The following is a 14,324-nucleotide window of genomic DNA, read 5'->3' as shown; positions in this document are numbered from 1 at the left end:
AAGGAGCGCCGCGCTGCGCCACCAGGCGCACCACGGCGGTTCGGCTCAACGCTCGTGCACGTATGTTCCCGGTGCGGCCTCGCCCGCGGTATAGGCGCGGTTACCCAGGCGTGTAGGCGCCTTCTTGAGTTCACCGGCGCGCTCACCCAGCCAGGCCTGCCAGTGCAGCCACCAGGAGTCGGCGTGCTTGACCGCGTTTTCCTGCCAGGCCACCGGGTCGTCCGGGCGGTCCTCGCCGGTCATGAAGCGCGCCTTGGGGTTGCCCGGTGGGTTGAGGATGCTCTGGATATGGCCACTGTTCGACAGCACGAACTCGATCTTGCCGCCGAACAGGTGCGCCGAGCGGTAGCACGACTGCCAGGGCGTGATGTGGTCGGCGGTGCCGGCAACGCTGTAGATGTCGCAGTCGACCTGCTTCAGGTCGATGGCCGTGCCGCACACTTCGAGGGCGTTGGAGCGGATCAGCGGGTTGTTCTTGAACATCTCGATCAGGTCGCCGTGGAAGGCGGCCGGCAGCCGGGTGGTGTCGTTGTTCCAGAACAGGATGTCGAACACCGGCGGCTCGTTGCCGAGCAGGTAGTTGTTGACCCAGTAGTTCCAGATCAGATCGTTGGGGCGCATCCAGGCGAACACTTTGGCCATGTCGCTGCCTTCGAGCACGCCGGACTGATAGGAGTGGCGCTTGGCCGCCTCCAGGGTCTGCTCGTCGACGAACAATGCCACCTGGGTATCGACGGTGGTGTCGAGCACACTTACCAGCAGGGTCAGGGCATTGACCTTCTTCTCGCCGAGGGCGGCGTAGTGGCCCACCAGCGCGGTGCAGGTGATGCCGCCGGAGCAGGCACCGAGCATGTTCAGGTCCTTGCTGCCGGTGATTGCCAGCACCGCGTCGACGGCTTCCTTGAGTGCGTCGATGTAGGTGGACAGGCCCCACTCGCGCTGGGCCTTGGTCGGGTTGCGCCAGCTGACGATGAACGTCTGTTGCTGCGAGCGCAGGCAGAAGCGCGCCAGACTCTTTTCCGGGCTCAGGTCGAAGACGTAGAACTTGTTGATCTGCGGTGGCACCACCAGCAGCGGGCGGCTGTGCACCTGCTCGGTAATGGGGCTGTACTGGATCAGCTCCAGCACATCGTTGCGGTAGACCACCGCGCCTTCGCTGGTGCCCAGGTTCTTGCCGACCTCGAAGGCCTCCATGTTCACCTGGCTGGGCATGCCGCCGTTGTTGACGATGTCCTTGGCCAGGTTGGACAACCCGTCGAGCAGGCTCTTGCCGCCGGTCTCGAAGAAGCGCTTGACCGCGGCCGGGTTGGAGAGGGTGTTGGTGGGGGCCATGGCCTCGGTCACCAGGTTGATGACGAACTGCCCGCGGCTGATGTCCTGCGGCGACAGGTCGCTCTCGCTGATCCAGTCATTGAGTTCCTTGCGCCAGGCCAGGTAGGTCTGCAGGTAGCGGCGATAAAGGGGGTTCTTGCTCCACGCCGGGTCGCTGAAGCGACGATCGTCGCCTTCCGGTTGCAGCGCCGACTTGCCCAGCAGGACGTTCTTCAGCTCCAGGCCGAAGTGCGCCACGTGCTTGGCGCTGTGCAAGGGCTGGCGCATGGCCTGGCGCAACACCGTGCGCGCCGATGTCAGTAGATCCTTGCGGCGAATGCCGATGACCGGGTTCAGCCCCAAGGTGTTTTCCGAGGCCTGCCGCTGCAACTCATCGTTGTTCTTGTTACTCATCTACGACGCTCCGTTGTCCTGAGACGAGTACCGGTGTGCTGTGACAGCCCGGTACTGCTACTCGGGTGACCAGTGATAAGGAACAGCGGTGCTGCGACCGGATGCGTGCCGATGATGAGCTGCGGGATTTTCTGCGTGTGAAGACAGCCTGCTTTCGCTCGCGACCTCTACATACCGGCCTGGCCCTGCCTGCCCGGAGGCGATGCAGGGAACTTGCCAGCTCCATTGGTTACCCGACTTTCGTGTAATGCGCAAGACAGCCAATCTTTGGCAGTCATCCAGGCATTCAAGCAGATGAGATTAGAAAATGCGCTCTAAAGCCTGCGAGCCTTGAGCTAGAGCATCAATTTCACCACCGATTCGGACGGGTCGCGGGATTTGCCGGCCTTGTGCAATTCGTCGAGGTAGTCGGCCCATAGCTGTTCCTGGCGCAGGCACAACTGTTCGAGATACTCCCAGGTGAACAATCCTGAGTCATGGCCGTCGTCGAAGGTCAGTTTCAGTGCGTACTGGCCAGCCGGCTCCAGGCCGCTGAGGCCGACGTTGATCTTGCCGAATTGCAGGATGGGATTGCCGTGGCCCTGGACTTCGGCGGACGGGGAATGCACGCGCAGGAACTCGGCAGGCAGGTGGTAGACCTCGCCGGGGGCGTAGGTGAGGGTGAGGGTCTTGGAGGCTTTGTGCAGGTTGATGGCGGTGGGCAGGCGGGCCATGGGGGTCTCTCTCTAGGCATCAAGCAATCAGCTTCGAGTGATTTTGGCCATAGTGCAAGGGGGCTGCTGCGCCGCCCTTTCGCTGCGGTTCGTCGCCACGAAAAGCCAGCTCCCACAACAGGTCGATGTGGGAGCTGGCTTGCCAGCGAAAGGGCCGCGCAGCGGCCCTGCGCGGTCTTACAGGATGTAACGCGACAGGTCTTCGTTCTGCGCCAGCTCACCCAGGTGGCTGTTGACGTAGGCGGCGTCGATGTGGATCGGCGTCTCGTCGTGGGCGCTGGCCAGGTCGCCGGCGCTGAACGACACCTCTTCGAGCAGGCGCTCGAGCAGGGTGTGCAGGCGGCGGGCACCGATGTTCTCGGTCTTCTCGTTGACCTGGTAGGCGATTTCGGCCAGGCGCTTGATGCCGTCGGCGGCAAACTCGATGTTCAGGCCCTCGGTCTTGAGCAGGGCACTGTACTGCTCGGTCAGCGAGGCGTGCGGCTCCTTGAGGATGCGTTCGAAGTCTTCCGGGGTCAGCGCCTTGAGCTCGACGCGGATCGGCAGGCGGCCTTGCAGCTCCGGCACCAGGTCGCTCGGCTTGCTCAGGTGGAACGCACCGGAGGCGATGAACAGGATGTGGTCGGTCTTGACCATGCCCAGCTTGGTGTTGACGGTGCAGCCTTCGATCAGCGGCAGCAGGTCGCGCTGCACGCCTTCACGGGAGACATCGGCGCCGCCGACGTTGCCACGCTTGGCGACCTTGTCGATCTCGTCGATGAACACGATACCGTGCTGCTCGACTGCTTCCAGGGCCTTGGCCTTGAGCTCTTCCTCATTGACCAGGCGGCCGGCTTCTTCGTCGCGGACCATCTTCAGCGCGTCTTTGACCTTGAGCTTGCGCGCTTTGCGCTTACCCTTGCCCATGTTGGCGAACAGGCTCTGCAGCTGGTTGGTCATCTCCTCCATGCCTGGCGGCGCGGCGATTTCGACGCCCATGTTCTCGGCGACTTCGATCTCGATTTCCTTGTCGTCCAGCTGGCCTTCGCGCAGGCGCTTGCGGAACAGCTGGCGGGTGTTGGAGTCGCTGCTGGACTGCTGGGCTTCCTCGCTGAAGCTGCTGACCCGCGCCTGCGGCAGCAGGGCGTCGAGGATGCGGTCCTCGGCGGCGTCCTCGGCGCGGTGGCGCACGCGGACGATTTCCTGCTCGCGCAGCATCTTCAGTGCGGCGTCGGCCAGGTCGCGGATGATCGATTCGACGTCACGGCCAACGTAGCCGACTTCGGTGAACTTGGTCGCCTCGACCTTGATGAACGGCGCATTGGCCAGTTTGGCCAGGCGGCGGGCGATCTCGGTCTTGCCCACGCCGGTGGGGCCGATCATCAGGATGTTCTTGGGGGTGACTTCGGCACGCAGCTCGGCGGGGAGCTGCATGCGCCGCCAGCGGTTGCGCAGGGCAATGGCGACGGCGCGCTTGGCGTCGTCCTGGCCGATGATGTGGCGGTTGAGTTCGTGGACGATTTCGCGTGGGGTCATGGACATGATGTATGGGGTCCTCAAGCACAGTGATCAGTGTGGAAAAGTCCCGCTGCGAGCGGGACGCCAAAACAACTGATTCACTCGGCCAGGTCCTGCTCCTCGATGGTCAGGTTGTGGTTGGTGAACACGCAGATGTCGCCGGCGATGTTCAGGGCGGCCTCGGTGATTTCGCGGGCCGACAGGTCGGTCTTGTTCAGCAGGGCGCGGGCCGCGGCCTGGGCATAGCCGCCGCCGGAACCCATGGCGATCAGGCCGTCCTCGGGTTCGACCACGTCGCCGTTGCCGGTGATGATCAGGGATGCATCCTTGTTGGCCACGGCCAGCATCGCTTCCAGGCGGCTCAGTGAGCGGTCGGTACGCCATTCCTTGGCCAGCTCGACGGCGGCGCGCACCAGGTGGCCGGAGTGTTTCTGCAGCTGGGCTTCGAAGCGCTCGAACAGGGTGAAGGCATCGGCGGTGGCACCGGCAAAGCCGGCGATGACCTGACCGTTGTACAGGCGGCGCACTTTCTTGGCGTTGCCTTTCATCACGGTGTTGCCGAGGGAAACCTGGCCGTCGCCGCCCATGACGACTTTGCCGTTACGGCGGACAGAAACGATGGTAGTCAAGGGAGAGTCTCCACGCAGCGGGGCGAAAATGCCTGATGCAGACTCATATGGGGGGAGGGGGGAAGGATTTCAACCGAGAGGGATGAATGGTTGTTTCAAGGCTTTGCCTGGCAGACCCGCTCCGCACAATGACCCCAGGGGGCTTCGTGGGAGCGGGCTTGCCCCGCGATGGCGTTACTCAGGCCTCGTGGCAGACGTGCCCATCGACCAAGGTATAACGCACCGCGCCCGGCAGGCAGTGGCCGATGAACGGGCAGTTCTCGCCACGGGAGAACCAGTGCTCGCCGGCCACGGTCGAGGCTTTCGGGTCGAACAGCACCAGATCGGCGGCTGCGCCGACTTTCAGCTCGCCGGCCGGCAGGCGCATGGCCTTGGCCGGGCCGCTGCTCAGGCGCGCCAGCAGGGTCGGCAGGTCGAGCAGACCATCTTCGACCAGAGTCATGGCCAGCGGCAGCAACAGCTCGACGCTGCTGATGCCTGGCTCGGTGGCGCCGAACGGCGCCAGCTTGGCATCGCGCTCGTGGGGCTGGTGATGGCTGGAGATCGCCTGGATCACCCCGGATTTCACCGCTTCGCGCAGGCCGTCGCGGTCGGCGGCGGTGCGCAGCGGCGGCTGCACGTGGTAGAGGCTTGAGAAGTCACGCAGGGCCTCGTCGGTGAGGATCAGCTGGTACAGCGCCACATCGGCGGTGACCGGCAGACCCAACTGCTGGGCCTGGGCGATCAGCCGGGCGCCACGGGCGCTGGTGATCTGGCTGAAGTGGGCGCGCACGCCGCTCTGCTCGACCAGCAGCAGGTTGCGGGCCAGGGCCACGGTTTCGGCGGTTTCCGGAATGCCCGGCAGGCCGAGGAAACTGGCCATCGGGCCTTCGTGGGCGAGGCCGCCCTGGGCCAGGTCACGGTCCTGGGAGTGGAACACCACGGTCAGGTCGAAGGTGGCAGCGTATTCCAGGGCGCGAGCCAGGGTGCGGTTGTTGGGGATCTCTTTCAGGCCGTTGCCGAAGGCCACGCAGCCGGTGTCGCGCAGGGCCACCAGTTCGGCCAGTTGCTCGCCTTCCAGGCCCTTGGTCAGGGCGCCGATCGGGTAGACCTTGCTGTTGGCCGCCTCGCGGGCGCGGTCGAGGATCAGCTCGGCGACGGCCGAGGTGTCCAGTACCGGCTTGGTCTGCGGCGGGCAGCACAGGCTGGTGACGCCGCCGGCGACCGCGGCGCGGGTTTCGCTGGCGATGTTGCCCTTGCGGCTGTAGCCCGGTTCGCGCAGGGAGACGCCGAGGTCGACCAGGCCGGGGGCGGCGACCAGGCCTTCGGCCTGGATCGTGCGGCTGGCGCTGAAACCGGCCGGGGCCGCGCCGATGGCGGCGATGCGTCCGCCGTCGAGGTGCAGGTCGGTGATGGCGTCCAGGCCGCTGGCAGGGTCGATGACCCGGGCGCCGATGATGCTTAGGGTCACTGGGCGTTCTCCTGCTCGAATTGACGTTGCGCGTTCTGCCCGCTCATGGCCATGGACAGCACCGCCATGCGCACGGCGATGCCGTAGGTGACCTGGTTGAGGATCACCGAATGCTGGCCGTCGGCCACTGCCGACTCGATCTCCACGCCGCGGTTGATCGGGCCCGGGTGCATGACGATGGCGTCGGGCTTGGCGCCGGCCAGACGCGCGGTGGTCAGGCCGAACAGGCGGTAGAACTCGCCTTCGCTGGGCAGCAGGCCGCCGGCCATGCGCTCACGCTGCAGGCGCAGCATGATCACCACGTCGACATCCTTGAGGCCTTCGGCAAGGTCGGTGTAGACCTTCACACCGTACTGCTCGATACCGATCGGGATCAGCGTCTTCGGGCCAATCACGCGGATGTCCGGGCAGCCCAGCGCCTTGAGCGCGAGCATGTCCGAGCGGGCCACGCGCGAGTGCAGGATGTCGCCGACGATGGCCACCGACAGGTTCTCGAAGCTGCCCTTGTGCCGACGAATGGTGAGCATGTCGAGCATGCCCTGGGTCGGGTGGGCGTGGCGGCCGTCACCGCCGTTGATCACCGCCACGTCCGGGCATACATGCTCGGCGATGAAGTGGGCGGCGCCGGAGTCGGAGTGGCGCACGACGAACATGTCGGCGGCCATGGCCTCCAGGTTGCGCAGGGTGTCGAACAGGGTCTCGCCCTTGCTGGTCGAGGAGGTCGACACGTTCAGGCTGATCACGTCGGCCGACAGGCGCTGGGCGGCCAGTTCGAAGGTGGTGCGGGTACGGGTGGAGTTCTCGAAGAACACGTTGCACACGGTCTTGCCGCGCAGCAACGGGACTTTTTTCACGGCCCGGGCGCCGACTTCGAGGAACGAATCGGCGGTATCGAGGATTTCGGTCAGCAGTTCGCGGGGCAAACCGTCGAGCGAGAGGAAGTGGCGCAGCTGGCCCTGATCATTGAGCTGCAGCGGGCGCTTGGCGTCGAATGGCGTCATCGCGGGGGACTCTTAAAGGGCGGATGCGGGAGCGAGGTCCTGGCGCTCGAGGGCGAGCGGCGTGGGTCCGGTCAATTTTACCCGTTCATGGGCGGCCAGGGACAGGGTGGCGCCAAGCACATTCGGGCGGATCGGCAGTTCGCCGGCATCCAGGTCGAGCAGGCACACCAGCGTCACGCTGGCCGGGCGGCCGTAGTCGAACAGCTCGTTGAGGGCGGCGCGGATGGTGCGCCCGCTCATCAGCACGTCGTCCACCAGCACCAGGTGCTGGCCTTCGATCTCGAAAGGCAGTTCCGAGGGGCGCACCTGCGGATGCAGGCCGTTCTGGCTGAAATCGTCACGGTAGAAGGAGACGTCCAGGGTACCCAGTGGGCTCTGGTCGCCGAGCTCGGCCTGCAGAGCCTGGGCCACCCACACGCCGCCGGTGCGGATACCGATGAAGCGTGGCTCGGCGATGGCGCGGCGGGCCAGGTGGGCGCGAAGGTCGACGGCCATCTGCCGGATCAGGTCGGCGGGATTGGGTAGGCTCATTGCGTGCTCCTCGGAAGGCGGGCGCCGGCAAGCCGCCGGCGGCAAAGCGGATTTAAGTGTTGGCCTCCAGCCAGCCTTGCAGCAGCAGGGCCGCGGCGATGGCATCGACCGGATTGTCGCGGTAGCTGCCGTGACGGCCGCCACGGGCCATCTGCTCGCCCTTGGCTTCGAAGGTGGTGAGCCGTTCGTCGTGGGTGTGTACTGGCAGGTTGTAGCGGCCGTGCAGGCGACGGGCGAATTTTTCGGCGCGTTCGCTCATCTCGCTGGGCGTGCCGTCCATGTTCAGCGGCAGGCCGACGACGATGGCGTCGGGTTTCCATTCCTTGATCAGCTTCTCGACCTGGTTCCAGTCCGGCACGCCGTTCTGTGCCTTGAGCGTGCACAGTTCTCGGGCCTGGCCGGTGATCACCTGGCCGACGGCCACGCCGATCTGCCGGGTGCCGTAGTCGAAGCCAAGCAGCAAGCGCAGTTCGGTCATCAGGCGTGGCCCGCCTGGCTGGTCAGCAGGCTGAGGTTGATCCCCAGGCTCGCGGCGGCGGCGCCCAGGCGCATGTCGCTGGCCATGCCGAAGATGATCTCGGGGTCGAAGGGGCAGTTGAGCCAGGCGTTGTCGGCCAGCTCGGCCTCCAGCTGGCCGGCTTCCCAGCCCGCGTAGCCCAGGGTGATCAGGCTCTTGCGCGGACCGTCGCCGGCGGCGATGGCGAACAATACGTCCTGGGAGGTGGACAGCGACAGGCCCTCCAGCTCGACCGTGGCCTGGTAGCTGCGGTCGTTGCTGTGGAGCACGAAGCCGCGGTCAGTCTGCACCGGGCCGCCTTGGTAGATCGGGACGTGCAGAGTGCTGGCCGGCGGCTCGTCGTCCGGGCGCAACTGTTCGAGGATGTCGGCCAGGTTCAGCTCCTGCGGGCGATTGACCACCAGGCCCATGGCGCCGTGGGCATTGTGCTCGACGATGTAGGTGAGGGTCTGGGCAAAGTTCGGATCGGCCATGTGCGGCATGGCGATCAGGAACTGGTGCTTGAGGTAGCTGGGGGCGAGGGTCTTCATGTCCGCTAGTGTGGCGCCAGGTGACGAGGCTGACAAGCCATGCGCTGTCCCTGTGGGAGCTGGCTTGCCAGCGATGGGCCGCAACGCGGCCCCGATCAGTTGCTCGACAACCGGTCACCCCGGGCAAAGCGCCAGGTACGGATAATCTCCAGGCGGTCGAACTCCGCCAGGTCCCCGGTGAACGGCGCGAAGGGCGCCGCCAGGCGCACGATGCGCTGGGCGGCCTGGTCCAGCACTGGCTGGCCGGAGGACTCCAGCACCAGCACCTCGTACAGCGAGCCGTCGCGGTTGATCGACACCATCATCCGCAGGCTCCCGTACATCTGCTGGCGCCGGGCTTCCTCGGGGTAGTTGAGGTTGCCGATGCGCTCGACCTTCTTGCGCCACTCTTCCTTGTACCAGGCGCCCTTGTCGCGCAGCGTCGAGGCGGCGTTCAGGCGGTGGATGCGCGGGCGCTTGGCGTACAGTTGCTGTTCCTGGGACAGTTCGGCCTCGAGGCTGGCGATCTGGCTGGACAGCTGCGAGCTGTCGAAGTCCGGAACCTTGGCCTGGGCCTGGGGTTGCGGCTTGCTTTCCTTCGGCTTGGGCTCGACTTTCTGCGGCTTCGGCGCCTGGGTGGCGACCACGGCCTTGGCCGGTGCCGGGGGCGTTTGCGGTTTCGCCGCCGGGGGCGGGGTGATCTTGTTGATCTTGCTGTCCTGGAACGGCGCGACCTCGGTGGTCTTGGGCACCGCCTTCTTGTCCAGGGTGCCGCTGCCCTGCTGGTTGTCCTGGGCCTGGAAGTCGGCCTTCTCGGGCGCTTTCTCGCTCTTGAAGGTGGCCAGGGTGATGTCCATGGCGTGGCGAATCTCGGCCGGTTTGACCACGGTGAAACCCACGCCCAGGATCAGCGCCAGGTGCACCAGGGCGGCCAGGAACAGGGTGAAACCGAGCCGGTCCACCGGGCGGACGCGCGGTGGCAGCAGGTCGGGTGGGATGTCAGCGGGGAGCGTCATCGGGTATCCAAAGGCAGCTTCGAGTCACAAGCTGCAAGCTTCAAGTAAAAGCGGCTCGGTGCAGGCCTGTACATACTTGCGGCTTGCAGCTTGCGGCTGCGCATCATACCCCACTGCGCGGTGTTGCCACGTGTCCTCGGTCAGCGCGCCTGAAGCTTGCGATCAATGGCGTCCATCAACTGCCCGCCGATATTGGTGTTGAAGGCGGCGTCGATCTCGCGGATGCAGGTCGGGCTGGTGACGTTGATTTCGGTGAGGTAGTCGCCGATCACGTCCAGGCCGACGAACAGCAGGCCTTTCTCACGCAAGGTCGGGCCGACCTGGGCGGCGATCCAGCGGTCGCGCTCGCTCAGCGGGCGGGCTTCGCCGCGACCGCCGGCGGCCAGGTTGCCGCGGGTCTCGCCGCTGGCCGGGATGCGCGCCAGGCAGTAGTCCACCGGCTCGCCGTCGATCATCAGGATGCGCTTGTCGCCGTCCTTGATCGCCGGCAGGTAGGCCTGCGCCATGATCTGCTGGGCGCCGAGCGCGGTCAGGGTCTCGAGGATCACCGACAGGTTGGGGTCGCCGACCCGGTGACGGAAGATCGAGGTGCCACCCATGCCATCCAGCGGTTTGAGAATCACATCACCATGCTCGGCGGCGAACTCGCGGATGATGTCGGGGCGGCGGCTGACCAGGGTGGGGGGCGTGCACTGCGGGAACAGGGTGGCGAACAGCTTCTCGTTGCAGTCGCGCAGGCTCTGCGGCTTGTTGACCACCAGCACGCCTTCGGCCTCGGCCTGCTCCAGCAGGTAGGTGCTGTAGACGAACTCCATGTCGAAGGGCGGGTCCTTGCGCATCAGGATCACGTCCAGCTCGGCCAGGGTGCTGTCCTGCTCCTCGCCCAGTTCGAACCAGCGGGCCGGGTCGGCGAACACCTTGAGCGGGCGCATGCGTGCGCGGGCCTTGCCCTGGCCCTGGTACAGGTCGCGCTGCTCCATGTAGAACAGGCTCCAGCCACGGGCCTGGGCGGCCAGCAGCATGGCCAGCGAGCTGTCCTTTTTGTAGGAGATGGACGCGATGGGGTCCATGACAATCCCGAGGCGAACGCTCATGGGTAAATCCTCTTGGCGGCGCGTGGCCGCGATGGCACGAAAGAAAAGTGGCTCAGGGTGGCGCCGGCCGCGCCCACGGTCAAGGGGCGGGCGGATGGAATGGCCTTCGGGAGTGTGCTAAAAAGGCCAGGCACATGGCCTGCACGGCCTTTTGGCGAATTCGCTCCCAGGCAGAAGCGCAACTATGGAACAACCCCTGAAGGTGATGGTGATCGACGATTCCCGCACGATCCGCCGCACCGCGCAGATGTTGCTCGGCGAGGCAGGCTGCGAGGTGATCACCGCCAGTGACGGCTTCGACGCCCTGGCCAAGATCGTCGACCATAAACCGCGGGTCATCTTCGTCGACGTGCTGATGCCGCGCCTCGACGGCTACCAGACCTGCGCCATCATCAAGCACAACAGCGAGTTCAAGGACACCCCGGTGATCCTGCTCTCTTCCCGCGACGGCCTGTTCGACAAGGCCCGCGGCCGGGTGGTCGGTTCCGACCAGTTCCTGACCAAACCTTTCAGCAAGGAAGAACTGCTCGACGCGATCCGTGCCTGCGTGCCCGGCTTCGCCGCGCAGGATCCACACGCACCCTGACGCGCCCATGCAAGGCGGCGTCTCTATTTCCTGATGGGGAAACAGCATGGCCCGAGTTCTGATTGTCGACGACTCGCCGACAGAGATGTACAGATTGACCGAATGGCTGGAGAAGCACGGCTATGGGGTGCTCAAGGCCGACAACGGCGCCGATGGCGTGGCCCTGGCCCGCCAGGAGAAGCCCGACGCGGTGCTGATGGACATCGTCATGCCCGGCATGAACGGTTTCCAGGCCACCCGCCAGTTGAGCAAGGACCCGGAAACCAGCGCCATCCCGGTGATCGTGGTCACCACCAAGGATCAGGAAACCGATCGGATCTGGGCCCAGCGCCAGGGCGCCCGCGACTTTCTCACCAAACCCGTGGAAGAAGACGCGCTGATCGCCAAGCTCAAAGAAGTGCTCAAGGCTTGACCACCCGGCCCCAGGGCGCGTCGCTGACCGCCTTCGAGCTGCTGCTGGACATCGACCGGCGCTGCCGCCTGCTGGTGGCCGACCAGCCACCGCAGGACATCCGCCTGCAACAATGGAGCGGCATCGGCTTTCGTGTTGCCGGACAGTGGTTCGTCGCGCCCATGGGCGAAGTCGCCGAAGTGCTGCGCGAGCCCCGCGGTAGCCGGGTGCCGGGTGTGCAGCCCTGGGTACGCGGGGTGGCCAATTTGCGTGGGCGGCTGCTGCCGGTGATGGACCTGTGTGCGTTCTTTGGCCTTGGCCCGGCTGCGGCGGGCAAGCAACGGCGGGTGCTGGTGCTGGATCATGAAGAGCTGTTCGCCGGGCTGCTGGTGGATGAAGTGGTCGGCTTGCAGCACTTTGCCCTGAGCAGCCTCGAGTTGTCACCGCCGCAACCGTTGATCCGTGCGGCCGCGCCCTTCGTGCAGGGCCATTTTCCCCGTGAGCGCAATTGGGCGATATTCAGCCCGTTCGCCCTGGCCCAGGCGCCGGGCTTTCTCGATGTGGCGTTGTAGAGGACTTTCGACGTGAACAAGCCAGGACCCACCGTTGCCGCAGCCGGCGTCTCGCCCGCCGCCGTGGCCCAACGCCCGCGCAGCACCGCGCAGATTACCGTGCTGTTCGTGGTGCTGATCCTGTCGATCGTCCTGTTGTTCGCCAACTTCGCCTACCTCAACACCCAGGCCAACCACGACAAGCAGTACATCGGCCACGCCGGCGAGCTGCGCGTACTGTCCCAGCGCATTGCCAAGAACGCCACCGAGGCGGCGGCGGGCAAGGCGTTGGCGTTCAGGCTGCTCAGCGATGCGCGCAACGACTTCGAGCGGCGCTGGAGCTACCTGCGCGAAGGTGACAAGACCACCGGCCTGCCCGCAGCACCCGCCACGGTGCGCGACGAAATGGACGCGGTACGCCAGGACTGGGAAAACCTGCGCAAGAACACCGACACCATTCTTGCCAGCGAACAGACCGTGCTGTCGTTGCACCAGGTCGCGGCCACCTTGGCCGAGACCGTTCCGCAGTTGCAGGTTGAATACGAGAAAGTGGTGGAAATCCTGCTGCAGAGCGGCGCGCCGGCCAATCAGGTGGCCGTGGCCCAGCGCCAGTTGCTGCTGGCCGAGCGCATTCTCGGCTCGGTCAACACCGTGCTCGCCGGTGACGAAACCTCGGTGCAGGCCGCCGATGCCTTCGGCCGCGACGCCAGCCGCTTCGGCCAGGTGCTCGAGGGCATGCTCGCCGGCAACCCGGCAATCCAGGTCACCCGCGTCGAGGACGCCGATGCCCGGGCGCGACTGGCCGAAATCGCCGAACTGTTCCAGTTCGTCTCGGGCTCGGTGGACGAAATTCTCGAGACTTCGCCCGAACTGTTCCGCGTGCGCGAGGCTGCCGGCAACATCTTCAGCCTGTCGCAGACCCTGCTCGACGAAGCCTCGCACCTGGCCAACGGCTTCGAGAACCTGGCTGGCGGGCGTACCCTCGATACCGTAGGTGGCTACGTACTTGGCCTGCTGGCACTGGCCTCGATCATCCTCATCGGCCTGGTGATGGTGCGCGCCACCCACCGCCAGCTACGCGAGACCGCCGAGAAGAACGAGCGCAACCAGCAGGCAATCATGCGCCTGCTCGACGAGATCGAGGAGCTGGCCGACGGCGACCTGACCGTGACCGTTTCGGTGACGGAGGACTTCACCGGCGCCATCGCCGACTCGATCAACTTCTCGGTCGACCAGCTACGCGACCTGGTGGCCACCATCAACCACAGTGCCGAGCAGGTCGCCGCTGCCGTGCAGGACACCCAGAACACCGCTCGCCAGCTGGCCAAGGCGTCCGAGCACCAGGCCGAGCAGATCAGCGAGGCGTCCGAAGCGGTGGGCGACATGGTCGAGTCGATCGACCGGGTCTCCGCGCATGCCTATGAATCGGCCAAGGTGGCCGAGCGCTCGGTGGCCATCGCCAACAAGGGCAACGAGGTGGTGCACAACACCATCCACGGCATGGACAACATCCGCGAGCAGATCCAGGACACCGCCAAGCGGATCAAGCGCCTGGGTGAATCCTCCCAGGAGATCGGCGATATCGTCAGCCTGATCGACGATATTGCCGAGCAGACCAACATCCTCGCCCTCAACGCGGCCATCCAGGCGTCGCTTGCCGGCGAGGCCGGCCGCGGCTTTGCCGTGGTCGCCGACGAGGTGCAGCGCCTGGCCGAGCGTTCATCCTCGGCAACCCGGCAGATCGAGGCGTTGGTGCGCACCATCCAGGCCGACACCAACGAGGCGGTGATCTCCATGGAGCAGACCACCGCCGAAGTGGTGCGCGGCGCGCGCCTGGCCCAGGATGCCGGCGTGGCCCTGGCAGAGATCGAAGGCGTATCGCAGACGATGGCCGACCTTATTCACAGCATCTCCGATGCCGCTCAGTTGCAGACGTCGTCTGCCGGGCAGATTTCCCACACCATGGCGGTGATCCAGCAGATCACCGCGCAGACCTCCGCCGGTTCCGGCGCCACGGCCGACAGCATCCGCCACCTGGCACGCATGGCCAGCGAGATGCGCCGTTCGGTATCCGGTTTCACCCTGCCCAAACCGGTGGAGCGATCGTGAGCGGG

The 14,324-nt window shown here is 65.8% G+C and carries 15 protein-coding genes; 4 read left to right on the top strand and 11 right to left on the bottom strand.

What is annotated here, in order from left to right; genetic code table 11:
* Window positions 1-45 precede the first annotated feature (45 nt).
* The 11 genes from phaC to gshB form a co-directional block, all read right to left on the bottom strand.
* Window positions 46-1,725 (bottom strand): class II poly(R)-hydroxyalkanoic acid synthase, encoded by a 1,680-nt coding sequence (gene phaC, locus ABZO33_RS00520; RefSeq protein ID WP_046853916.1) that lies wholly within the window; start codon window positions 1,723-1,725, stop codon window positions 46-48.
* A 335-nt stretch (window positions 1,726-2,060) separates the two neighbouring features.
* Window positions 2,061-2,438 (bottom strand): gamma-butyrobetaine hydroxylase-like domain-containing protein, encoded by a 378-nt coding sequence (locus ABZO33_RS00515; RefSeq protein WP_046853917.1) that lies wholly within the window; start codon window positions 2,436-2,438, stop codon window positions 2,061-2,063.
* A gap of 177 nt (window positions 2,439-2,615) precedes the next feature.
* On the bottom strand, window positions 2,616-3,959 hold the full coding sequence (gene hslU, locus ABZO33_RS00510) for an ATP-dependent protease ATPase subunit HslU (protein ID WP_414534441.1): 1,344 nt from the start codon (window positions 3,957-3,959) through the stop codon (window positions 2,616-2,618).
* Window positions 3,960-4,033: 74 nt separating this feature from the next.
* Window positions 4,034-4,564: an ATP-dependent protease subunit HslV gene (hslV, locus tag ABZO33_RS00505; protein ID WP_011536056.1), complete on the bottom strand. Its 531-nt coding sequence runs from the start codon at window positions 4,562-4,564 to the stop codon at window positions 4,034-4,036.
* Between the two features lie 178 nt (window positions 4,565-4,742).
* Entirely contained in the window at window positions 4,743-6,014 is a 1,272-nt protein-coding gene (locus tag ABZO33_RS00500; RefSeq protein ID WP_414534440.1) for a dihydroorotase, read from the bottom strand.
* On the bottom strand, window positions 6,011-7,015 hold the full coding sequence (locus ABZO33_RS00495; RefSeq protein WP_102682236.1) for an aspartate carbamoyltransferase catalytic subunit: 1,005 nt from the start codon (window positions 7,013-7,015) through the stop codon (window positions 6,011-6,013). The genes ABZO33_RS00500 and ABZO33_RS00495 overlap by 4 nt, the downstream gene beginning before the upstream one ends.
* A gap of 12 nt (window positions 7,016-7,027) precedes the next feature.
* The gene (gene pyrR, locus ABZO33_RS00490; protein ID WP_046853920.1) at window positions 7,028-7,546 is read right to left on the bottom strand and encodes a bifunctional pyr operon transcriptional regulator/uracil phosphoribosyltransferase PyrR; all 519 of its coding nucleotides are present in this window, start codon (window positions 7,544-7,546) and stop codon (window positions 7,028-7,030) included.
* A 52-nt stretch (window positions 7,547-7,598) separates the two neighbouring features.
* Window positions 7,599-8,024, bottom strand: coding sequence for a Holliday junction resolvase RuvX (ruvX, locus tag ABZO33_RS00485; protein ID WP_414534439.1), 426 nt, complete (start codon window positions 8,022-8,024; stop codon window positions 7,599-7,601).
* Complete coding sequence (locus ABZO33_RS00480) at window positions 8,024-8,593, bottom strand: YqgE/AlgH family protein (protein WP_046853921.1); 570 nt, start codon at window positions 8,591-8,593, stop codon at window positions 8,024-8,026. Before ABZO33_RS00480 ends, ruvX begins: the two co-directional genes overlap by 1 nt.
* A gap of 95 nt (window positions 8,594-8,688) precedes the next feature.
* Window positions 8,689-9,588: a TonB family protein gene (locus ABZO33_RS00475; protein WP_414534438.1), complete on the bottom strand. Its 900-nt coding sequence runs from the start codon at window positions 9,586-9,588 to the stop codon at window positions 8,689-8,691.
* Between the two features lie 140 nt (window positions 9,589-9,728).
* A complete protein-coding gene (gshB, locus tag ABZO33_RS00470) occupies window positions 9,729-10,682 on the bottom strand; it encodes a glutathione synthase (RefSeq protein ID WP_046853923.1) in 954 nt (317 codons plus the stop codon).
* 184 nt (window positions 10,683-10,866) lie between these two features.
* On the opposite strand from gshB, the gene pilG reads away from it, so the two are divergent.
* The 4 genes from pilG to ABZO33_RS00450 all read left to right on the top strand — a co-directional run bounded on the left by pilG (window position 10,867) and on the right by ABZO33_RS00450 (window position 14,319).
* Complete coding sequence (gene pilG, locus ABZO33_RS00465; RefSeq protein ID WP_046853924.1) at window positions 10,867-11,268, top strand: twitching motility response regulator PilG; 402 nt, start codon at window positions 10,867-10,869, stop codon at window positions 11,266-11,268.
* A gap of 46 nt (window positions 11,269-11,314) precedes the next feature.
* Window positions 11,315-11,680, top strand: a complete 366-nt coding sequence (gene pilH, locus ABZO33_RS00460) for a twitching motility response regulator PilH (protein ID WP_217867447.1) — start codon at window positions 11,315-11,317, stop codon at window positions 11,678-11,680.
* Window positions 11,677-12,231, top strand: coding sequence for a chemotaxis protein CheW (locus tag ABZO33_RS00455; RefSeq protein ID WP_046853926.1), 555 nt, complete (start codon window positions 11,677-11,679; stop codon window positions 12,229-12,231). The genes pilH and ABZO33_RS00455 overlap by 4 nt, the downstream gene beginning before the upstream one ends.
* 63 nt (window positions 12,232-12,294) lie before the next feature.
* Window positions 12,295-14,319: a methyl-accepting chemotaxis protein gene (locus ABZO33_RS00450; protein ID WP_102682257.1), complete on the top strand. Its 2,025-nt coding sequence runs from the start codon at window positions 12,295-12,297 to the stop codon at window positions 14,317-14,319.
* Window positions 14,320-14,324: the final 5 nt, after the last annotated feature.

Origin of the sequence: Pseudomonas sp. CAM1A (assembly GCF_047501685.1) — a bacterium.
In the GTDB taxonomy this organism is placed as follows: domain Bacteria; phylum Pseudomonadota; class Gammaproteobacteria; order Pseudomonadales; family Pseudomonadaceae; genus Aquipseudomonas.
This window is presented reverse-complemented; position numbering and strand designations above follow the sequence as displayed.

What these genes read in the sequence shown, in the direction of transcription:
- phaC (WP_046853916.1), bottom strand. Translation starts at nt 1,725, where the DNA reads ATGAGTAACAAGAACAACGATGAGTTGCAGCGGCAGGCCTCGGAAAAC.
- ABZO33_RS00515 (WP_046853917.1), bottom strand. Translation starts at nt 2,438, where the DNA reads ATGGCCCGCCTGCCCACCGCCATCAACCTGCACAAAGCCTCCAAGACC.
- hslU (WP_414534441.1), bottom strand. Translation starts at nt 3,959, where the DNA reads ATGTCCATGACCCCACGCGAAATCGTCCACGAACTCAACCGCCACATC.
- ABZO33_RS00495 (WP_102682236.1), bottom strand. Translation starts at nt 7,015, where the DNA reads ATGACGCCATTCGACGCCAAGCGCCCGCTGCAGCTCAATGATCAGGGC.
- pyrR (WP_046853920.1), bottom strand. Translation starts at nt 7,546, where the DNA reads ATGAGCCTACCCAATCCCGCCGACCTGATCCGGCAGATGGCCGTCGAC.
- ruvX (WP_414534439.1), bottom strand. Translation starts at nt 8,024, where the DNA reads ATGACCGAACTGCGCTTGCTGCTTGGCTTCGACTACGGCACCCGGCAG.
- ABZO33_RS00480 (WP_046853921.1), bottom strand. Translation starts at nt 8,593, where the DNA reads ATGAAGACCCTCGCCCCCAGCTACCTCAAGCACCAGTTCCTGATCGCC.
- ABZO33_RS00475 (WP_414534438.1), bottom strand. Translation starts at nt 9,588, where the DNA reads ATGACGCTCCCCGCTGACATCCCACCCGACCTGCTGCCACCGCGCGTC.
- gshB (WP_046853923.1), bottom strand. Translation starts at nt 10,682, where the DNA reads ATGAGCGTTCGCCTCGGGATTGTCATGGACCCCATCGCGTCCATCTCC.
- pilG (WP_046853924.1), top strand. Translation starts at nt 10,867, where the DNA reads ATGGAACAACCCCTGAAGGTGATGGTGATCGACGATTCCCGCACGATC.
- pilH (WP_217867447.1), top strand. Translation starts at nt 11,315, where the DNA reads ATGGCCCGAGTTCTGATTGTCGACGACTCGCCGACAGAGATGTACAGA.